This window comes from Mycoplasma mobile 163K, from assembly GCF_000008365.1.
Lineage (GTDB): Bacteria > Bacillota_I > Bacilli_A > Mycoplasmatales > Metamycoplasmataceae > Mycoplasma_J > Mycoplasma_J mobile.
Map to the genome: position 1 here is coordinate 611,487 of NC_006908.1, position 16,440 is coordinate 627,926.

The 16,440-nt window shown below is 24.2% G+C and carries 12 protein-coding genes; 5 read left to right on the top strand and 7 right to left on the bottom strand.

Annotated features, from left to right (window positions below; all coding sequences use genetic code 4):
- Positions 1–2: 2 nt before the first annotated feature.
- The 4 genes from MMOB_RS02685 to gyrA are packed head-to-tail and all read right to left on the bottom strand — an operon-like array spanning position 3 to position 6,715.
- A complete protein-coding gene (locus MMOB_RS02685; RefSeq protein WP_041362959.1) occupies positions 3–2,216 on the bottom strand; it encodes an ATP-dependent helicase in 2,214 nt (737 codons plus the stop codon).
- On the bottom strand, positions 2,203–2,922 hold the full coding sequence (locus tag MMOB_RS02690; protein ID WP_156768874.1) for a hypothetical protein: 720 nt from the start codon (positions 2,920–2,922) through the stop codon (positions 2,203–2,205). The genes MMOB_RS02685 and MMOB_RS02690 overlap by 14 nt, the downstream gene beginning before the upstream one ends.
- Positions 2,923–2,933: 11 nt before the next feature.
- Positions 2,934–3,944 (bottom strand): hypothetical protein, encoded by a 1,011-nt coding sequence (locus MMOB_RS02695; RefSeq protein ID WP_011265013.1) that lies wholly within the window; start codon positions 3,942–3,944, stop codon positions 2,934–2,936.
- 8 nt (positions 3,945–3,952) lie between these two features.
- Positions 3,953–6,715, bottom strand: a complete 2,763-nt coding sequence (gyrA, locus tag MMOB_RS02700; RefSeq protein WP_011265014.1) for a DNA gyrase subunit A — start codon at positions 6,713–6,715, stop codon at positions 3,953–3,955.
- Between the two features lie 169 nt (positions 6,716–6,884).
- Here gyrA and msrA point away from each other — a divergent pair, with 169 nt between their 5' ends.
- Positions 6,885–7,388 carry a peptide-methionine (S)-S-oxide reductase MsrA gene (gene msrA, locus MMOB_RS02705; protein WP_041362962.1) on the top strand — a complete coding sequence of 168 codons (504 nt, stop codon included), beginning with the start codon at positions 6,885–6,887 and terminating at the stop codon, positions 7,386–7,388.
- Here msrA and trmB read toward each other — a convergent pair.
- On the bottom strand, positions 7,371–7,976 hold the full coding sequence (gene trmB, locus MMOB_RS02710; protein WP_011265016.1) for a tRNA (guanosine(46)-N7)-methyltransferase TrmB: 606 nt from the start codon (positions 7,974–7,976) through the stop codon (positions 7,371–7,373). The genes msrA and trmB overlap by 18 nt on opposite strands.
- A gap of 70 nt (positions 7,977–8,046) precedes the next feature.
- Here trmB and MMOB_RS02715 point away from each other — a divergent pair, with 70 nt between their 5' ends.
- Together MMOB_RS02715 and MMOB_RS02720 are read left to right on the top strand one after the other, a co-directional pair.
- Positions 8,047–9,927 (top strand): MYPU_1760 family metalloprotease, encoded by a 1,881-nt coding sequence (locus MMOB_RS02715; protein ID WP_011265017.1) that lies wholly within the window; start codon positions 8,047–8,049, stop codon positions 9,925–9,927.
- A gap of 61 nt (positions 9,928–9,988) precedes the next feature.
- Entirely contained in the window at positions 9,989–10,591 is a 603-nt protein-coding gene (locus MMOB_RS02720) for a DUF402 domain-containing protein (protein WP_011265018.1), read from the top strand.
- 16 nt (positions 10,592–10,607) lie between these two features.
- Here MMOB_RS02720 and MMOB_RS02725 read toward each other — a convergent pair whose 3' ends face one another.
- Positions 10,608–13,781 (bottom strand): DEAD/DEAH box helicase, encoded by a 3,174-nt coding sequence (locus tag MMOB_RS02725; protein ID WP_011265019.1) that lies wholly within the window; start codon positions 13,779–13,781, stop codon positions 10,608–10,610.
- 55 nt (positions 13,782–13,836) lie between these two features.
- Positions 13,837–14,205, bottom strand: a complete 369-nt coding sequence (locus MMOB_RS02730; protein ID WP_011265020.1) for a glucose/sucrose specific PTS system IIB component — start codon at positions 14,203–14,205, stop codon at positions 13,837–13,839.
- A 96-nt stretch (positions 14,206–14,301) separates the two neighbouring features.
- On the opposite strand from MMOB_RS02730, the gene trpS reads away from it, so the two are divergent.
- Positions 14,302–15,303, top strand: coding sequence for a tryptophan--tRNA ligase (gene trpS, locus MMOB_RS02735; protein ID WP_011265021.1), 1,002 nt, complete (start codon positions 14,302–14,304; stop codon positions 15,301–15,303).
- Positions 15,303–16,394, top strand: a complete 1,092-nt coding sequence (locus tag MMOB_RS02740) for a class I SAM-dependent RNA methyltransferase (protein ID WP_011265022.1) — start codon at positions 15,303–15,305, stop codon at positions 16,392–16,394. Before trpS ends, MMOB_RS02740 begins: the two co-directional genes overlap by 1 nt.
- Positions 16,395–16,440: the final 46 nt, after the last annotated feature.

The window sequence follows — 16,440 nt, forward strand, 5'->3', positions numbered from 1 at the left end:
CCCTAATTTACTTTCTTTAATGATGGATGATTTTTTCTAATAGTTTTAGCTTCGTGAGGATGTCTAAATGCAATCGTTACAGTATCATCATTTATATCCATTATTGTTCCTTCACCAAAAATGTCATGCATGACAATAAAACCTATTTCAAGTTCGCTTTCCTGATTTACATTCGGATCAACACTTAAATTAGAAGTGAATTGTTGAAGATCTATTCCTATTTCATTTAAAAATCTACTTGGAGATTTTTTATATTTTAAATCTGAATTAAAAAAACCTTGAGAATCTGATAAAAATATTCTATCAACAGCTCTAGTTAAAGCAATATAAAATAATCTTCTTTCATTATCAATTAGATCACTTGAGCCTGTTTTTTCTAATTCTTCAATTGATTTAATATTAGGCCAAATATATTCACTTAAACCTACAATAAAAACATTTTTAAATTGTGTTCCTTTAGAATGAATAGCTGAAATTAGTGAAACACTATTTTTGCTTAAAGGACTTTTGTATTTAGAAGAAATTAATGAAATCTCTTCTAAATAATCAGCTAAATTTTTATTTCTATTTGCATTTTCTCAAATTTTTATTGAATTTAAAAGTTCAAGAATATTTTTTTCTTTATCGCTACCTGCATCATCATCTTTTAAATAATCATAATATTTAACTTCTTCTAAAAAACCATGTAAAGATTTGTAAATTGGATATTTTTTAAGAGCATTACGATATTTTCTAAATGAATTTATTAAATTAACTAAATTTAATAAAATTGTCTTATTTTTAGTATTTCATTGCAACTTCATTTTAGAAGTAACTTCTTTTTTAGTATCTTTAAATAAATTAATTAAAGCATCATAAATATTTTCATTTCTAGATTCTGCATATTCCAAAAGTTTTTTTTCAAAAGTAACAGAAACATCCCGATTAGGAACATTTAAAATTCTTAAAAAAGTTGTTGAAGATCCATCATGTAAAACTCTCAAAAAAGAAATACAATCTTTGATTTCATCACGCTCATAAAATTTATTATCATCCAAAATTTGAAAATTAATCTCTGCTTTTTCCAATTCATCTTCGAAACTTTTAGTATAAAAACTTGAACGATAAAAAATAGCAATATCTTTTAGTTGTACTTTATTTCTTTTTAATTTATTGATTTTATGAACAACTCATCTTGCTTCTGCATCTGTACTAAATGCTTGCTGATAAACAATTTTTTCCTCTTCTAAATTTTGAGCTTCCATTTCTTTAATAGAACTTTCAAAACTAGTATTATTTTTTTTCATTAAATTATTAACAGCTTCAATAATTGATTTATTTGAACGATAATTTTTATTTAAGTGAAAAATTTGAACATTAGGAAAATCTTCATGAAATTTAGACATATATTTAACATCAGTGTATTTTGGTGAAAAAATTGTTTGATTAGTGTCTCCAACAATCATAATTGGAGTTTTCATAGCTATTTTTTTTAATATTTCATATTCTTGAAAACCTAAATCTTGAAATTCATCTATTAAAATGTATGAAAAATATTGGCTTCATTTTTTTCTTATTTCAGGAAATTCAGATAATAGTTCAAATGTCTTAGTAACTAAATCTTCATAATCAATACTTTTATTTTTTTCTAAGTATTTTTCATAAGACATATAAAATTCTGCTTTTAATTTTATTAAATCGTTTTTTGCTTCATTGTAAGAATCTTTTGGACTAATATTTTTAATTTTATTAGCTGAAATAAAAGCAAAAATTTCATCTAATTTAACAGTTCCTTCTTTTAAATTTTTATGTCTAAAAATTTGTTGTAGCACTTGCTTTTTATCTGTATTATCAGTTAAAATAAAATCATTAGGCAAACCTAATTTATCAATATCTTCTCTTAAAATTTTTCCACAAAAAGTATAAAAAGTATGAATATTTGTAGTTTTTTCAAAATCAAAACTAAAAAATCTTGAAATTCTGTTTTTCATCTCATCAACTGAATGTTCATTTAAAGTAATTACTAAAATTTTTTCATAATCAATTCCCAAAACAGATGATAAATAAGCATATCTTCTTGTTAAAACTTTTGTTTTACCACTACCAGCACTTGCTAGAACCTTTGAGCTAGTTTTTGAATTTAAAGTAACAATGCTTTTTTGAATGTCATTTAAGCCTTCTAAAAGTTTATCTTCAATTCTTGGCTCTTCATTCAATTCATTATTACTTTTTTTCATATATGTCCTCTTCATTTTTGTTTATAAAAATTATTTTATTTTTTATGTATGATACAGGTATCAATTTTTCATTTTCTATTTTAAAATTAGGTTTTTCTTCAAATTTATTTAAATAAATTAGTTTTGTTTTGCTGAAAACTTCTACTATTGTAAGGCTATCTTTTCTTATTCCTGAAGTTATAATAATAAAAAAATTTAAAAAAACTAAAAATGTTGAAAATGTAGACGGAATAGCAATTAATGCTTGATCAATTAGTTTTTGAGTTTGATTGTTTTGATTCGAAACTAAATTATTTCCAGGTGTGCTTGAAGCTATTCGAAAAGCAAGTTCTGGATTAATTAAGGTCATTGACAAAAAAACAATAACAATCCAAGATAAAGAGGTAAAAGTTTGATTTTTTAAAATTGCAATGAATCATATTAAATTTAGTTTTGACTCTTCATTGTTTTTTAAAGCTAATTTTGTTCTAAAAATTCACCTAAAAAGTGTGAATCCTCTAAATAAAAACGGAATTATTACTCAATATAAAAAAAATCAAATTATTATTGAAAAACTTCACAAATAATAACCTAGATTATCAATAGTATTGTTAGGCTTTATCACTAAAACTGAAAAGCCAATTGGTAGTGATAAAGCAACAATTAAATCCATCAATATAATGAATAATCTGTACCAAAATCCAACAACTCTATTTTTTTGTTTCATATTGTACAAATTTATTCAAAATTCTTCAGAATTTTTACTCATTTTGATTTTGGTGTTACTTTTTCTAAAAATTCAACTTCAGAATTTTTTAACATCATATATTTACTATTTACTGCTAAATTTTTAAATTCAGCTTCATGAATTGATTTTAGTTTTTCATAATAGTTTGAATTTAATTGTGAATTTGCTTTATCTATAAAATTATAACTTAAACTGATGATTTTTTTTCTATTTATATGTCCTAGAAAGCCTGGTATTAAAACTTGCAAACAGAAAAACTTTGCATAAATTAATTCTTGAATTAAATTTTGGTGTGAAGAATTGTAAAAATTTTCTAATTTTTTTCAAGTTTTGAAAAATACTAAATATGAATTAAAATGTGATTTATTAATTGATTCTTTACTTAATTCTTTATTAAAAGTCATATAAGTTTTTGCAAAAGGCAAAATATAATAAAATAACTCAAAAATTGAAGTGTTTTCTGAAAGATTTTTATTTTCAAATGCTTTAAGTAAAATTTCCTTTCTAAAAATTTTATTAAAAATAAATGGGAAAGCATAAACTAAAACTTCTGCTATTTTTTCATTTTCAAAAATGCTTTCCAAAGTTTCAAAATTAAATCTTAATTTTGGATTTCAATGTGTTAAACCTTCAATATCTGGTCTAAATTCAATAATATCTGCAATATTTTTGCTTTTTAACAAATGAGAAACATCCTCTACAAAATTTTTTTTATAAGAGGAAAAATTGGGTTGGATTAAAGTAAAAGTTTTATTAGAAATTTTTACTGCATCAAAAATGCCTTGGATTTCCCCTTGTTTTTTTTCATTGAAAATAATTTTAAAATCATTAGTTTTAAAATTATTTTCTAAATCTAAGAGTTTTTTAAAAGCAGTTTGATTTAAGTTATCTGCAATAAGAATAAATTCGAACTTTGCAATTTTTTGCACTTCCAAAATTGACTTAATATTATCTAAGTTTTTATTTTTTGCATCTAAGTAAGTGATAAGCGATAGTTCCATTTGTATTCCTATAAATCAGTTTCTTGATCTTCATCTTGTTTATCTTCAATTTCTTCTTGAATTCCATAGTTATTGTTTTCTAAATCTAAAACAGGCCCTGAAGAAACTTCTAGCTCAAGTGATTTTTCAATTTCTTCATCAATTTTTTCAGTGTTGATAATTGCAATTGAAGCAATATAGTCTTTATCTTTTAGAGTAATTAATTTTACTCCCTTAGTTCCTCTTGAAGTTTCACTAACTTGGTTTAGTTCTGTACGAATTGCAATTCCTTCATTTGTTAGGAAAATTGCTTCTTCATATCCTTTGACAATTCCAACGTAATTTAGTTTTCCAGCTTTTTTAACATTTAATGAAATTACACCTTTTACATTACGATGTGATAAGCGATATGATTCCAGTTCTGTTTTTTTACCAAATCCTTTATCTCCAATTGAAAGAACATATTTACCTTCACTACTTTTACCGACTCCAACAACACGCTCTTTTTTGTCAAGTTTCATTGCAATAACTCCAGAAGCTGTTCTTCCCATTGGTCTAATTTCTTTAGAATCAAAGTGAACAACTTTTCCATTGTTTGCTCCAATAATAACGCTATCTTCATCATCAATAGTAATAACTTTAAATAACTCATCGTCTTCTTTTAGACTTAAAGCAAATTTACCATTTGATTGAATTCTTTTATATGCTTCAATTGACGTTTTTTTAGCAATTCCATTTTTAGTAATTGTTAATAAATAAGTTCCTTCAAAATATTCCTCAACACTTAAAAGTGAGACAACTTTTTCTTTTTTATCAATGTTAATAAAATTAATAAAAGGCACTCCTTTAGCTTGTCTAGATAATTCAGGGATTTGATGTGCTCTAATTTTATAAACTTTGGCTGAAGAAGTAAAGACTAAAATATCTGTATGAGTATGAGTTGTTAAAATTGAATCAACATCATCATCTGCATATGTTTTATGAGTATAAACTCCAACTCCTCCACGTTTTTGACTTCTAAAATCAGTTAAAGGAGTTCTTTTTACATATCCATTTTTACTCAAAGTAATAGCAATATTTTTGTTTGGAATTAAATCTTCATCTTTAATAATTCCATAATCGCTTGTATTAATTATAGTTCTTCTTTCATCGCCAAAACGAGCCTTAATTTCTTCTAATTCACTAACAATTAAATCAATTAATTTTTCATGTGAATTTAAAATATTTTCATATCCAGCAATTTCTTGTTTTAAAGCATTTAATTCATCTTGAGTTTTTTCAATTGCAAGTGAAGTTAATCTTCCTAATCTCATATCAATAATAGCTTTTGCTTGAATTTCTGACAATTTAAAACTTGCCATTAATTTACTTTGAGCATCATTATCATTTGTTGAAGATCTTATTAATCTAATAACTTCATCAATATTTGAAACAGCTATAATTAAACCTTCTAGAATGTGAGCTCTATCTTGTGCACGTTCTAAATCAAATTTAGTCCTTCTAGTTACGACATCTATTTGATGTTTTAAATAAACATCTAAAGCTTGTTTTAGATTTAATAATTTTGGTTCGCCTTTAACTAATGCAATCATGTTAAAGTTGTAATTAACTTGTAAATTTGTTAGTTTCAACACTTTATTTAAAATAACTTCAGGAATTACATTTTTCTTTAAATCAATAACAACTCTAATTCCTTTTCTGGAAGTTTCATCTCTAATTTCACTAATTCCTTCAATTCTTTTCTCTTTTGAAAGAAGTGCAATTTTTTCAATGACTGCAGGTTTTTTAACTTCATATGGAATTTCAGTAATAATAATTCTACTTTTACCACTTTTTAAAGTTTCAATATGACTTTTTGAACGAAGTACAATTGCTCCACGCCCTGTTTCATAAGCTGTGATAATTCCGCTTGTACCTAAAATTTCAGCACCAGTAGGAAAATCTGGTCCTTTAATATGCTGCATTAATTCTTCAATTGTAATTTCACTATTTCTAGCCAAAGCAACAACCGCATCAATTGTTTCAGTTAAATTATGTGGAGGAATTGTAGTTGCCATTCCGACAGCAATTCCAGTTGCACCTGAAATTAATAAGTTTGGAATTCTTGAAGGTAAAACACTTGGCTCTTCTTCACTTCCGTCATAATTAGGGATAAAATCAACGGTGTCTTTTTTTAGTCCTTCAACCATTGAAGAAGCAATTCTACTCATTCTTGCTTCTGTATAACGCATAGCTGCTGCTGAATCACCATCAATTGATCCAAAATTACCATGCCCATCAATTAAGGGATACCTTAAAGAAAAATCTTGAGCCATTCTTACCATTGCTTCATAAACACTTGAATCCCCATGTGGGTGATACTTACCTAGAACATCCCCGACAACTCTTGCAGATTTTTTATATTGAGCATTATAAAAAAGTCCTAATTCAGTCATTCCATATAAAATTCTACGATGTACAGGTTTTAGACCATCTCTTGCATCTGGTAGAGCTCTTGAGACAATAACTGACATAGCATATTCTAAAAATGAAGTACGCATTTCTTTAGATACATTAATTGGGGCTAAATTATCAGTTTCTTCTTCAATAAGTTGTGATTTTACTTCATAAGTGCTATCTGATTGAGGTGATCTTTCATCTTCATCCACTTCAATTTCTTTTTTCTTAGAACCAAAAACTGTTCTAATACTGTCCTCTTCAACTTCGTATTCAGAATCTGAATTATCTACATTTTTTTTATCAAAAAAATCATCTTTTTCTCTTTCTTCGTCATCATTAAAATTTGAAAACATTATGGGCTCCTTTGATTATTTAGTAATAGTTCTATTTATTATACCAAGTTTTAACAATTAAATTGCTTATAAAAATACAAAAATACTAATGAATTCGCTTGTTTTTTCAACTATTACAAATTTTATTTTATAATATAAGCAACAAATGATATGTTGTGGAGGTAGAAATATGAAAACTATTTATTTAGGTGGTGGTTGTTTTTGAGGTATTGAAGGTTATTTTCAAAAAATTAAAGGAATAATTGACACTGATGTTTATTATTTGAATGGCGGCTTTGAAGGAGTATCTTATCGAGATGTTTGCAATGCAAGTGGTCATGTTGAAGCTGTTGAATTAATTTATGATGAAACACTAATTTCATCTAAAGAAATTTGAAATTTATTTTCTGATTTAATTGATCCTTATTCAATTAATAAGCAAGGAAATGATCGTGGAGTTCAATATCGGAGTGGAATTTATGCAAAAGATAAAGCAATTTTAGATGAATTTAAAAAATATAATAAAGAATTTGAAGTAAAACATGGTAGAAAAACTGCATTTGAGTTCAAATTAATTAATGATAAAACTAGAGCTGAAGAATATCATCAAAATTATTTAATTAAAAATCCAAATGGTTATTGTCATATTGATATTAATAACATTGAGAAAAAATATTTAAAAACTAGCTTCTAAATAATTAATACTCTTTCCTAAAGAAGATCATTTTTTTTCATAATCAGTCATTTCGTTATCTAGATTTTTTATAGAATTATGCAAATCATTTGTTTGGTACAAAATTTTCATGCCAAATTCAGACATTGACTCTAAAGAATAATGAAAAAACTTATCATTATCTGTTTTTAGTTTAATAACTCCTTGTGGAGATAAAAATTTTTTGTATAAATCCAAAAATGTTTTATATGTAAGTCGGCGGTGCTCATGTCTATTTTTGGGTCAAGGATCTGAAAAAGTTAATCAAATTGTGTTAACTTTATTTTCAATAATTTCAGTTAAATGTTGAATATCACTAACAATTAAATTAATATTTTTTAAATTTAAATCATTAAATTTTTCAATTGCTTTTGAAGCAATAGTCCGGTCTCTTTCAACACATAAATAATTTTGAGACGGATTTTTTAAAGCTAAAGCACTTATCATTGTTCCTTTGCCGCTACCAAGTTCAATAATTGTATCTTGTTTTAATTTAAAAGGAAATTTGCTAATTACTAAAGGATCAACATCTAAAATTTTTTCTAAATTTTTATCTCTTCTTACTCTCATGGTTTTTATTATACAAACAATAAAGTAATTAAAAATATTTTCTTAAACAAATTAAAGTAAAATAATTATTATGAATAGTCAAAATAATTATTTAAATAATAAAAAAGTTAAATCAAAATTTTGAAAAAGACTTTTTTTACTTGGCGGAATAACTTTAGGTCTAAGCATGATTGGTGCAGGTGGTTTTTTTGCTATTAATAGTATTACAAATATTTCAACAAGTACTTCTCAAGTAATTGTTCCTCAAAGTGTTTTTGCACAAACTACTTATACTGATCCTAAAACAAATCATTCTTTAATTATTAAAGAATATAAAGCAATTTATAATCATCCTGCTACAAGTGTTCCTAATGAAAGCAATTTGAGATTTTATCTTACTAAAGAAAATGAAGATGGGAGTCATGATACTAGTGTTTTAAAACAATTAGCTCAGTATATTTTTGAAAATTTAAGTTTTGGCCCTGAAATTTCAGAATTAAAATCAATTAGCATAGGATATCAACAACTTGGAGTTATTGATGTAAATGGTTTTTATATTCCTGCTACAAATGAAATGTTTATTGATCCTAACCCTGTTATAAAATCTTTAGAAGGATTAAAATATTCAATTGATCCTAAATTAAATAATTCTAATTCTTTGAGTGATTTACAAAAAATTCAAGCAATTTTTTCTACTATTTTCCATGAATATGGTCATCACATTGCAACTGTTTATGCTAGTTCAATAAAATCAACTGATATTTCAAGTGAAAAAATTTATTTTAATGTTATTGATTCAAAAAATATAGTAACTGAATCAAGGGAAGAAATTTATAATTCTAATTTTTATAAAGAATTTTTAAAATATACAAATTTAGAAAGTAATTCAATAAATAATTCAAGAAGATATACAAGTTCTGGAAATAGTTTTGATTCTATAAACATTGGGAGCTTAACTTCTGCTTCAGAATTATTTGATATTGCAAATAAGAAGTATCTTAAAGGGGCAACAAACATTTTTAAAGTAAATGACAATGATTCTCATAAATTTTCAAGTACTATTGACTCAAATATTAATTTAGATCGCAAAACATTAGGTCATTTAGAAGATAGAACTTTAGGATATTATTATTCTTTTGAAGAACAATTCACTAGAAAATATCAGAGATTAAGCTTTAGTCCTCCAATTAGTCTTAATGATTCGAATCAATTTAGCAACAATGTAAAAAATGCAATTCAATTTTACGGAACTTCAAACGTTAGTTCTTTAAGTAGTTTTGGGCAAGATATTTTACATAACTTTTCTATTAAAAAAGTTGGTAATTCTTATCAAATTAATAATCTATATTTAGCTGATAATCCTTTTGGCGGAGTTTTTCAAACTGATGAAGGACACGAAACAATTGTAGATCAATCTCTTAAATTATATGAATCATATTTAAAATTAATTGGTTATGGAGCAAGTATTAGTCAGATCCATCATCGCAATGAAACTTCAGCAGGTGCAAGTGGAAGTCTAAGTGTTACTACTAAAGAATCTTTTGATCAAATTAAATTTGATGGTTATTTTGATTCAACAAAAAACATTAAAGGCTTAGTTTTAAAAAATAAAAATAATATAAATGAAGTTTTACCAATAAAAATTACAACAAATGAAAATTTTGCATTTAAATCAAAAAGTAGTATTACTTCTAGTCGTGATATTTTCCCTCAAAATACAACGGCATTTGCTTCTGTTTTATATAATTCATATTCAACACGTGAATATGTGGATTTGAATAAAATTAATCTAAATATTCCAATTAAATTTTGAAATGATTTTAATAATGATAATGAATTACAAGAAAGTGAATTAGAAAATTTAGTCTCAACTTCTGAAACAAGAAAAGTAACAAATTTTAGATCTCATAATTCAGAAAAATTAAAATACTACCAAATTTCTAATGATTTTATTATCAAAAAAGATTATTAAAAATTACTTGTTTTAAACTATCTTTAAAACAAGTATAAAAATATAAGTTAAAATAAAAGTAATGAAATTAAAAGAAGATCAAATAGAATTAAATGGTGTTCCTGAATTAGGAAGCATTATTAATATTCAAGCATATAAATATGATGGAACTTTATATCGCCAGTGAAATGGAGCTAGAGTTCTTGAAGTTTCTCCATTTCATATTGTTTTAGTCTTAATTAAAACTAAAGTAGCTGAAGAGACTAATCGTAAGTGAATTATAAGAGAACCAACATTATGATTTTTTCCTGTTGAAGGAAGTTTTTTCAATGCTTCAATTCTTTTAAGAAAAAAAGAAAAATTATATTACATCAATTTATCTTCTCCTCCTATTTTTGAAGATAATACTTTAAAATTTATTGATTTTGATTTAGATATTAAAATTAGTCCGAAACAAATTTTTTCAGTTGTTGATGAAAATGAATTTGCAATTAATTCTAAAGAATTTAAATATTCAGAAGAATTAATAAAATTAATAAGGAAAAATATCAAATTAATCAGAGTTAATTTTCACGATAAAGATTATATTTTTGATGATGATTTTTTAGAATCATACATTAATGAACTAAAAGATTTGAGATTGGTTAAAGAATCTTTTAAAATAATAGCAAAGAAAAAACACTAGAATATCTAGTGTTTTTTTATTTAAAATTAGTAATATGGTTATTAATTTCATCTAAAATATTTTGTTTGTTCAAGTATCAATCAATTTTTTTTATAATTTTTATTGGGTATTTTTTAGATCTAATAAAATTAATTTGATCTTTGTCACTTACATAATTATAGTATGATTCATGATAATAATAATCATCTGCAAAAACAGCTAATAAAACTTGTTTTGTATTTTTATCCATAATTGCCAAATCAATATTTTTAGTTCCTATTGTATAATTAATTTCCATTTCATACATTAAAAGATTTAATCTTTTACTTAAAGCATCATGAATATTTTGAATAAATTCTTGGTTATTTTTAACAAATAAATGTTCTGTTAAAGTTCTAGTGATTTCAGAAACATTAATATAATTTCTTTGCTCTTTTGCACTTAAGTCTAAAAAGTTTAATCACTCTCTAAAAATAAATAAATCTTCTGGAGCATTTAAAGCATTAATGTCTTTAGCGTAAATTGATTTAACAACAATCATCTTATCTTTAGCTCGACTGATAGCAACATTTAAAGCGTTTTTCCCACCTTTTTTTGCAACATAAGTTGAATGTAGTTTTGTTGTTGAATCATATGAAACTGAAGCAATAACTAAATCAGCTTCATCTCCTTGAATATTTTCAATATTTCTTAATAATAATTTTTCATTCTGAATAGCTTCTTCTAAATCTGGCATTGATTCAAAAATAGTTTTTTCTAAAAGATTTTGCTGCGAAGAGTTAAAACATAAAATAATAATTTTTTCATGTTTTTTTAATTCCTTAGCAGTAATTTCTAAAACAGCTTCAGCTTCAGCATGATTTTCACTATTTTCTCATTTACCATTAATATTAACAACTTCAATTGGTAAAAAAGCTTTTTCAGAATTAATGTCCAAAACATCCAATTCACCTTTATAAAAATGTTTGCTACTAAAAGTCATTAAGGCAGCATAATTTGAGCGATAATTCTTATCTAATAAAACATTATAAGTACCTTTAGTTGTTGCATAATCTAGTAAACTATCAATTCCACTTAAAAAGTTTTCATCTTCACCTTCAAATTTTTGGGCAAATCATCTTGTTGGCTGCATTTGTTGATCATCACCTGCAAGAATTTTAATTTTAGCTAAATATAGAACAGGAAGTCCTTTTTCTAAAAAGATTTGCGAAGACTCATCTAAAATTGCATAATCAAATTCTTCTTTTTGTCAATACTTTAAATCTGTTTCAGGAGTAGTAATGATAATTGGAAATAAAATTTTAATAATTTTATAGTGAATATTGATAAATTTTTGTGGAGTTAAAAAACCTTTTCTTACACTGACTGTAAATTCACTATAAAGTTTTTTATATTCATCGTCAAAATTTTTGATTCGATTAATAATATTTTTAAAAATTAAAGCTTGGATTGATTCAATACTTGTAATTTCAACATTATTTTCATCAAATTTATATTTTGAAAAATTAGCAATTCCTAAAAGATGTTCTTTTTTAAATTCTTTTAACCTTATAATGGTTTCATTAATATTACCTTGAAAATCTTTTAATTCTTCTTTAATAACATTAAAAAACTTTTCAGCTTCATCATGACTTAATTTATTTTTCCCACGTTTAATTTCATTGTTGACTAAAAAACTTTTAATAGCTCTTCTTTTGTTTTCTTCAATAATTAAATCATTGTAGTTATAAGCAGGATCAAGTTTTAAAAATGATTCTAAAGTATTAGGATTAATTGAACTTGAATTTTCACTAATATAGCCTAAAAGATTTAAAATATTATCAAAATTTTCTAACTTAACAATTTTTTCTAAAATATCAATGTATTTTTTTTCTTCGGGAGAAATAATTCTAATTGGATCTTGAATTTTTGGAGAAGTAAAATTCTCTAATTCATTAATGTATTGTTGTAATGGCAAATAAAATTCTTTTTTATCCATTCCTTTTCCATTCAAGACAAAAATACAAAATATACTTAAATCTTCTAAACGATTTCTTAAAACTTCTAAAGCAGCTTTTTTTTGACTAACAACTAAAGCTGTTTTTTTATAAACTAAAATATTAGCAATAATATTACTAATTGTTTGTGATTTACCAGTCCCTGGAGGCCCTCAAATAATTGTATTTTGTAATAATGAACTTACAGTTGCTAAATCTTGGGAAAAGTTAGTTCTTTGAATTTTATAAAAATTAAAACTATCCTTAAAAATTACTGAAAGCACTTTATTTTTATAAGAATTTTTATCAAAATCAATTTTTAAAATATCATCAATTTCATCACGGTCAATAATGTCTTGCAAATTTTGTCTAATTGAATCTCCTGAAGAATCAAAAATTCCTAAAACTACCCCACGATGAAATTCAATTCCTTTATTATTAATTTCTTCAGCTCTTTTGTTTATAAAAGGTCCATAAATTTCAGGTAATTGATAACCTAAATTTCATGCTCTCATTAACGAAGAAATAAATTCATCTGGAATAATTTTTTCTTCTGAATTTTCACGATAATTAAAATTAGTCAAAAAACCTTCGCTTTTTAAAAGAAAAAATAATTTATGATTAATTTTATATTCATTACTTGCAGATAAAACTAAGCTACCTGCTTTAATATTTAAATAAGCTTCTCTTAAAAAAATTGGAGCATAATAAACTCTTTTTGGAGTTCTAAAACTAATAAAATGTGAAGCTAATTGTAAAGGTCAAATATTTGATTCAGTATTAATTTCATTAGCTCTATTAATAAAAATTTTTCACTTTGAAATTCATTTTTGTCCTTTAGTTTCTCAAGAATCAATTAAAGATTTTTTAGCATTAACAAAATCATTTTGCAAAGCATTAACAATTAATTGAGATAATCTTTGGTTATTAGCATGATAAATCGCTTGAATTTCTTCAATAGTTCTTGCTTCAATCAAACGATCTATAATATAAGGGATATCAACATCTTTAATAGCAATATCTAAATCTTGTTTTTTAACAACATGAGTTTGTACTTCAATACCAAATTTTAAAAACACATCAAAATAGTTTTCATTATCTATTTTGGTAAAAATTGTTGCATCTTTATTAGAAATACTTAGTAAATTGTTTAATAGAGAGCTATATTTTTTTCGATTTTCAATTATTTTTAATTTTGCTTCTTCTGAAAGATTTTGATTATCAAAGGTATTCATAAAAAAATTATAATGAATTATTATTTTTAATTAAGAAATAAATTTAAAAATAGAATTAAGACTTTTGAAGTTTATTTTCAAGTTCTTTTTGGATAGTTGGAGCACTATTTCCAACTACTAAAGAAATTTGAGTTGTATTATTTACCACTCCACTAATTCCTTTTAAATTTTTTACTTCATCAATTTTTACTAAGGAATTATCATTAATAGCAATTTTAACAATTTGATTTGAAGATTTAATTGATTTAATATTTTCTTTAGATCCTAAAGAATCAATTAAATCTTCTAATTTAAAACTAATTTTTGTAGAAATACTTAATTCTTTTTTGGGTTTAATTTGACGATATTTTCTTCAATAAAGTAAAATTAAACCGAAAGTAATAATAATTAAAAAAATATATAAAAACTTATCTTTTTTTGACATAATCTCTCCTAAGTAAATGAAATTAAAACATTCTTGTATATATAATATAATAAGATAATAAGAAATTATTAAAAGAATTATTTTGAATGGAAAATTATGGAAAATGATAAAAAAAGAGTTGTTAGCGCAATTACTGCAACAGGTTCTTTAACACTAGGAAATTATCTTGGAGCAATTAAAAATTTAATAAAGATGCAAAATGAATTTGATTTATTTGTTTTTGTTGCAGATTTGCATGCTCTAACTAATGAAATCGATCCTAAAATTTTAGAAAAAAATCGGAAAGAGGTTTTTGCTTTATATTTAGCTTGTGGTTTAGATAATAGAAAAATTGCCTTATTTTTTCAAAGTGATATTTTATTTCATTCAGAAATGAATTGATTAATTTTAACGCAAACTAATTTAGGTGAACTAAATCGGATGACTCAATTTAAAGATAAATCTAAAGGTGTTAAAGCTGCTAATAATACAATTCAAGTTCCAACTGGACTTTTAATTTATCCTACTTTAATGGCAGCAGATATTCTTTTATATAATCCTCATTTTGTTCCTGTTGGTCAAGATCAAAAACAACATTTAGAATTAACACAAAATATTGCTAAAAGATTAAATTTTAAATTTAAAACTAATTTTAATATTCCTGAAGTAATTATTCCTAAAGTGGGTGCTAAAATTATGGACTTACAAAATCCTGAAAAAAAGATGTCAAAATCTTCACTTTCACAAAAAGGAACAATTTTTCTTTTAGATAAACCTACTGAAGCTTATAAGAAAATTCTTTCAGCAATAACTGATAGTGAAAATAAAATTTATTATGATTTAAAAAATAAAAAGGGAATTAGTAATTTATTAACTATTTATGCTGGACTAAGTAATATTAGCATTACTCAAGCTGAAAAGATGTTTAAAGATGAAAACTATAAAACTTTTAAAGAAAGTGTTGCAACTAAAGTAAAAGAATTTCTTGAAGAAATTCAACTATCTTATAATACTTGAATTAATCAAGTAGAAATTGAAAGATATTATGGCGTTGAAAAAGCAAATGAAGTTGCAAAACAAACTATTTTAAAGCTTAAAAAGAAAATGGGACTTAAATAATGATTGCTGAACTAGAAATCATTTTCTATTCACAAAAAGGTGAAGGAGTAGGTTTTTATTTAAATAAACCTACTTATGTAAAAGGTGTCATTAAAGGCGAAAAAATTAAAGCTTTTATTTATTTAGAAAGTGCTTCATTTTTTAAAGCAAGATTAGTAGAGATATTAATTGAAAGTAAAAATCGAAATCATGATGTTCCTAAATTGCATTATTTAATTGGTGGTTATGAATTATTACATATGAATAATACTGAACAAATTAATTTTAAAAAAGAAAGAGTTATTAATGATTTTAAAAAAATTGCTAATTATGAAATTAGTAGCCTTGAATTAGTTCAAGGTAAAAAACTTTTACATTATCGCAATAAAATTACTTTACATTATGGGAGTCTTTATTTAGCTAATAGTAATCATAAAATTAAATTAGCTAAATCTTTACTTACAGATATTAATTTAAAAGCAAATAAAAAAGAAGCAGAGTGAATAATTCGAAAATTAGATACCCAAATTGAAGGAACAAAGCAAACTAAAATTTATACAACAGATAAAATGAATGGAATTACTTTTAGAGTTGGGCTAAATTCTTTTTATCAAGTAAATAAAGAAGTAGCTAATCTTATTTATAATCAAATTAGTGAATTTATTAATTTAAATGAAAATGTTTTAGATCTCTATTCCGGAATAGGAACAATTAGTCTTTTAATTGCTGCTAAAGCTAAAAGTGTTACTGGAGTTGAAAGAAATTTAGATTCAATTGAAGATGCTAATTTTAATAAAGAATTTAATAAAATTAAAAATGTTAATTTTATTCATCAAGATGTAATTAAATATTTAAAACAAAATAAAACTTATTTTGATACAGTTATTGTCGATCCTGCAAGAAGAGGATTAGAAGAAGATATTATTGAATTAATTTTAAAACTTAAACCACAAAAAATTATTTATCTCTCTTGTAATGTTGGAACTCAAGCATCTAATTTTAATAAATTTAAGCATGAATATCAAATTGAATTTATTAAATCTTATGATATGTTTCCACAAACATATCATATTGAGTCATTGATGGTGTTAAAAAAATTAAATAAACAGTAATAATTCGAATTATATTGATGTAAAATTTTGATATCAAATATAGATA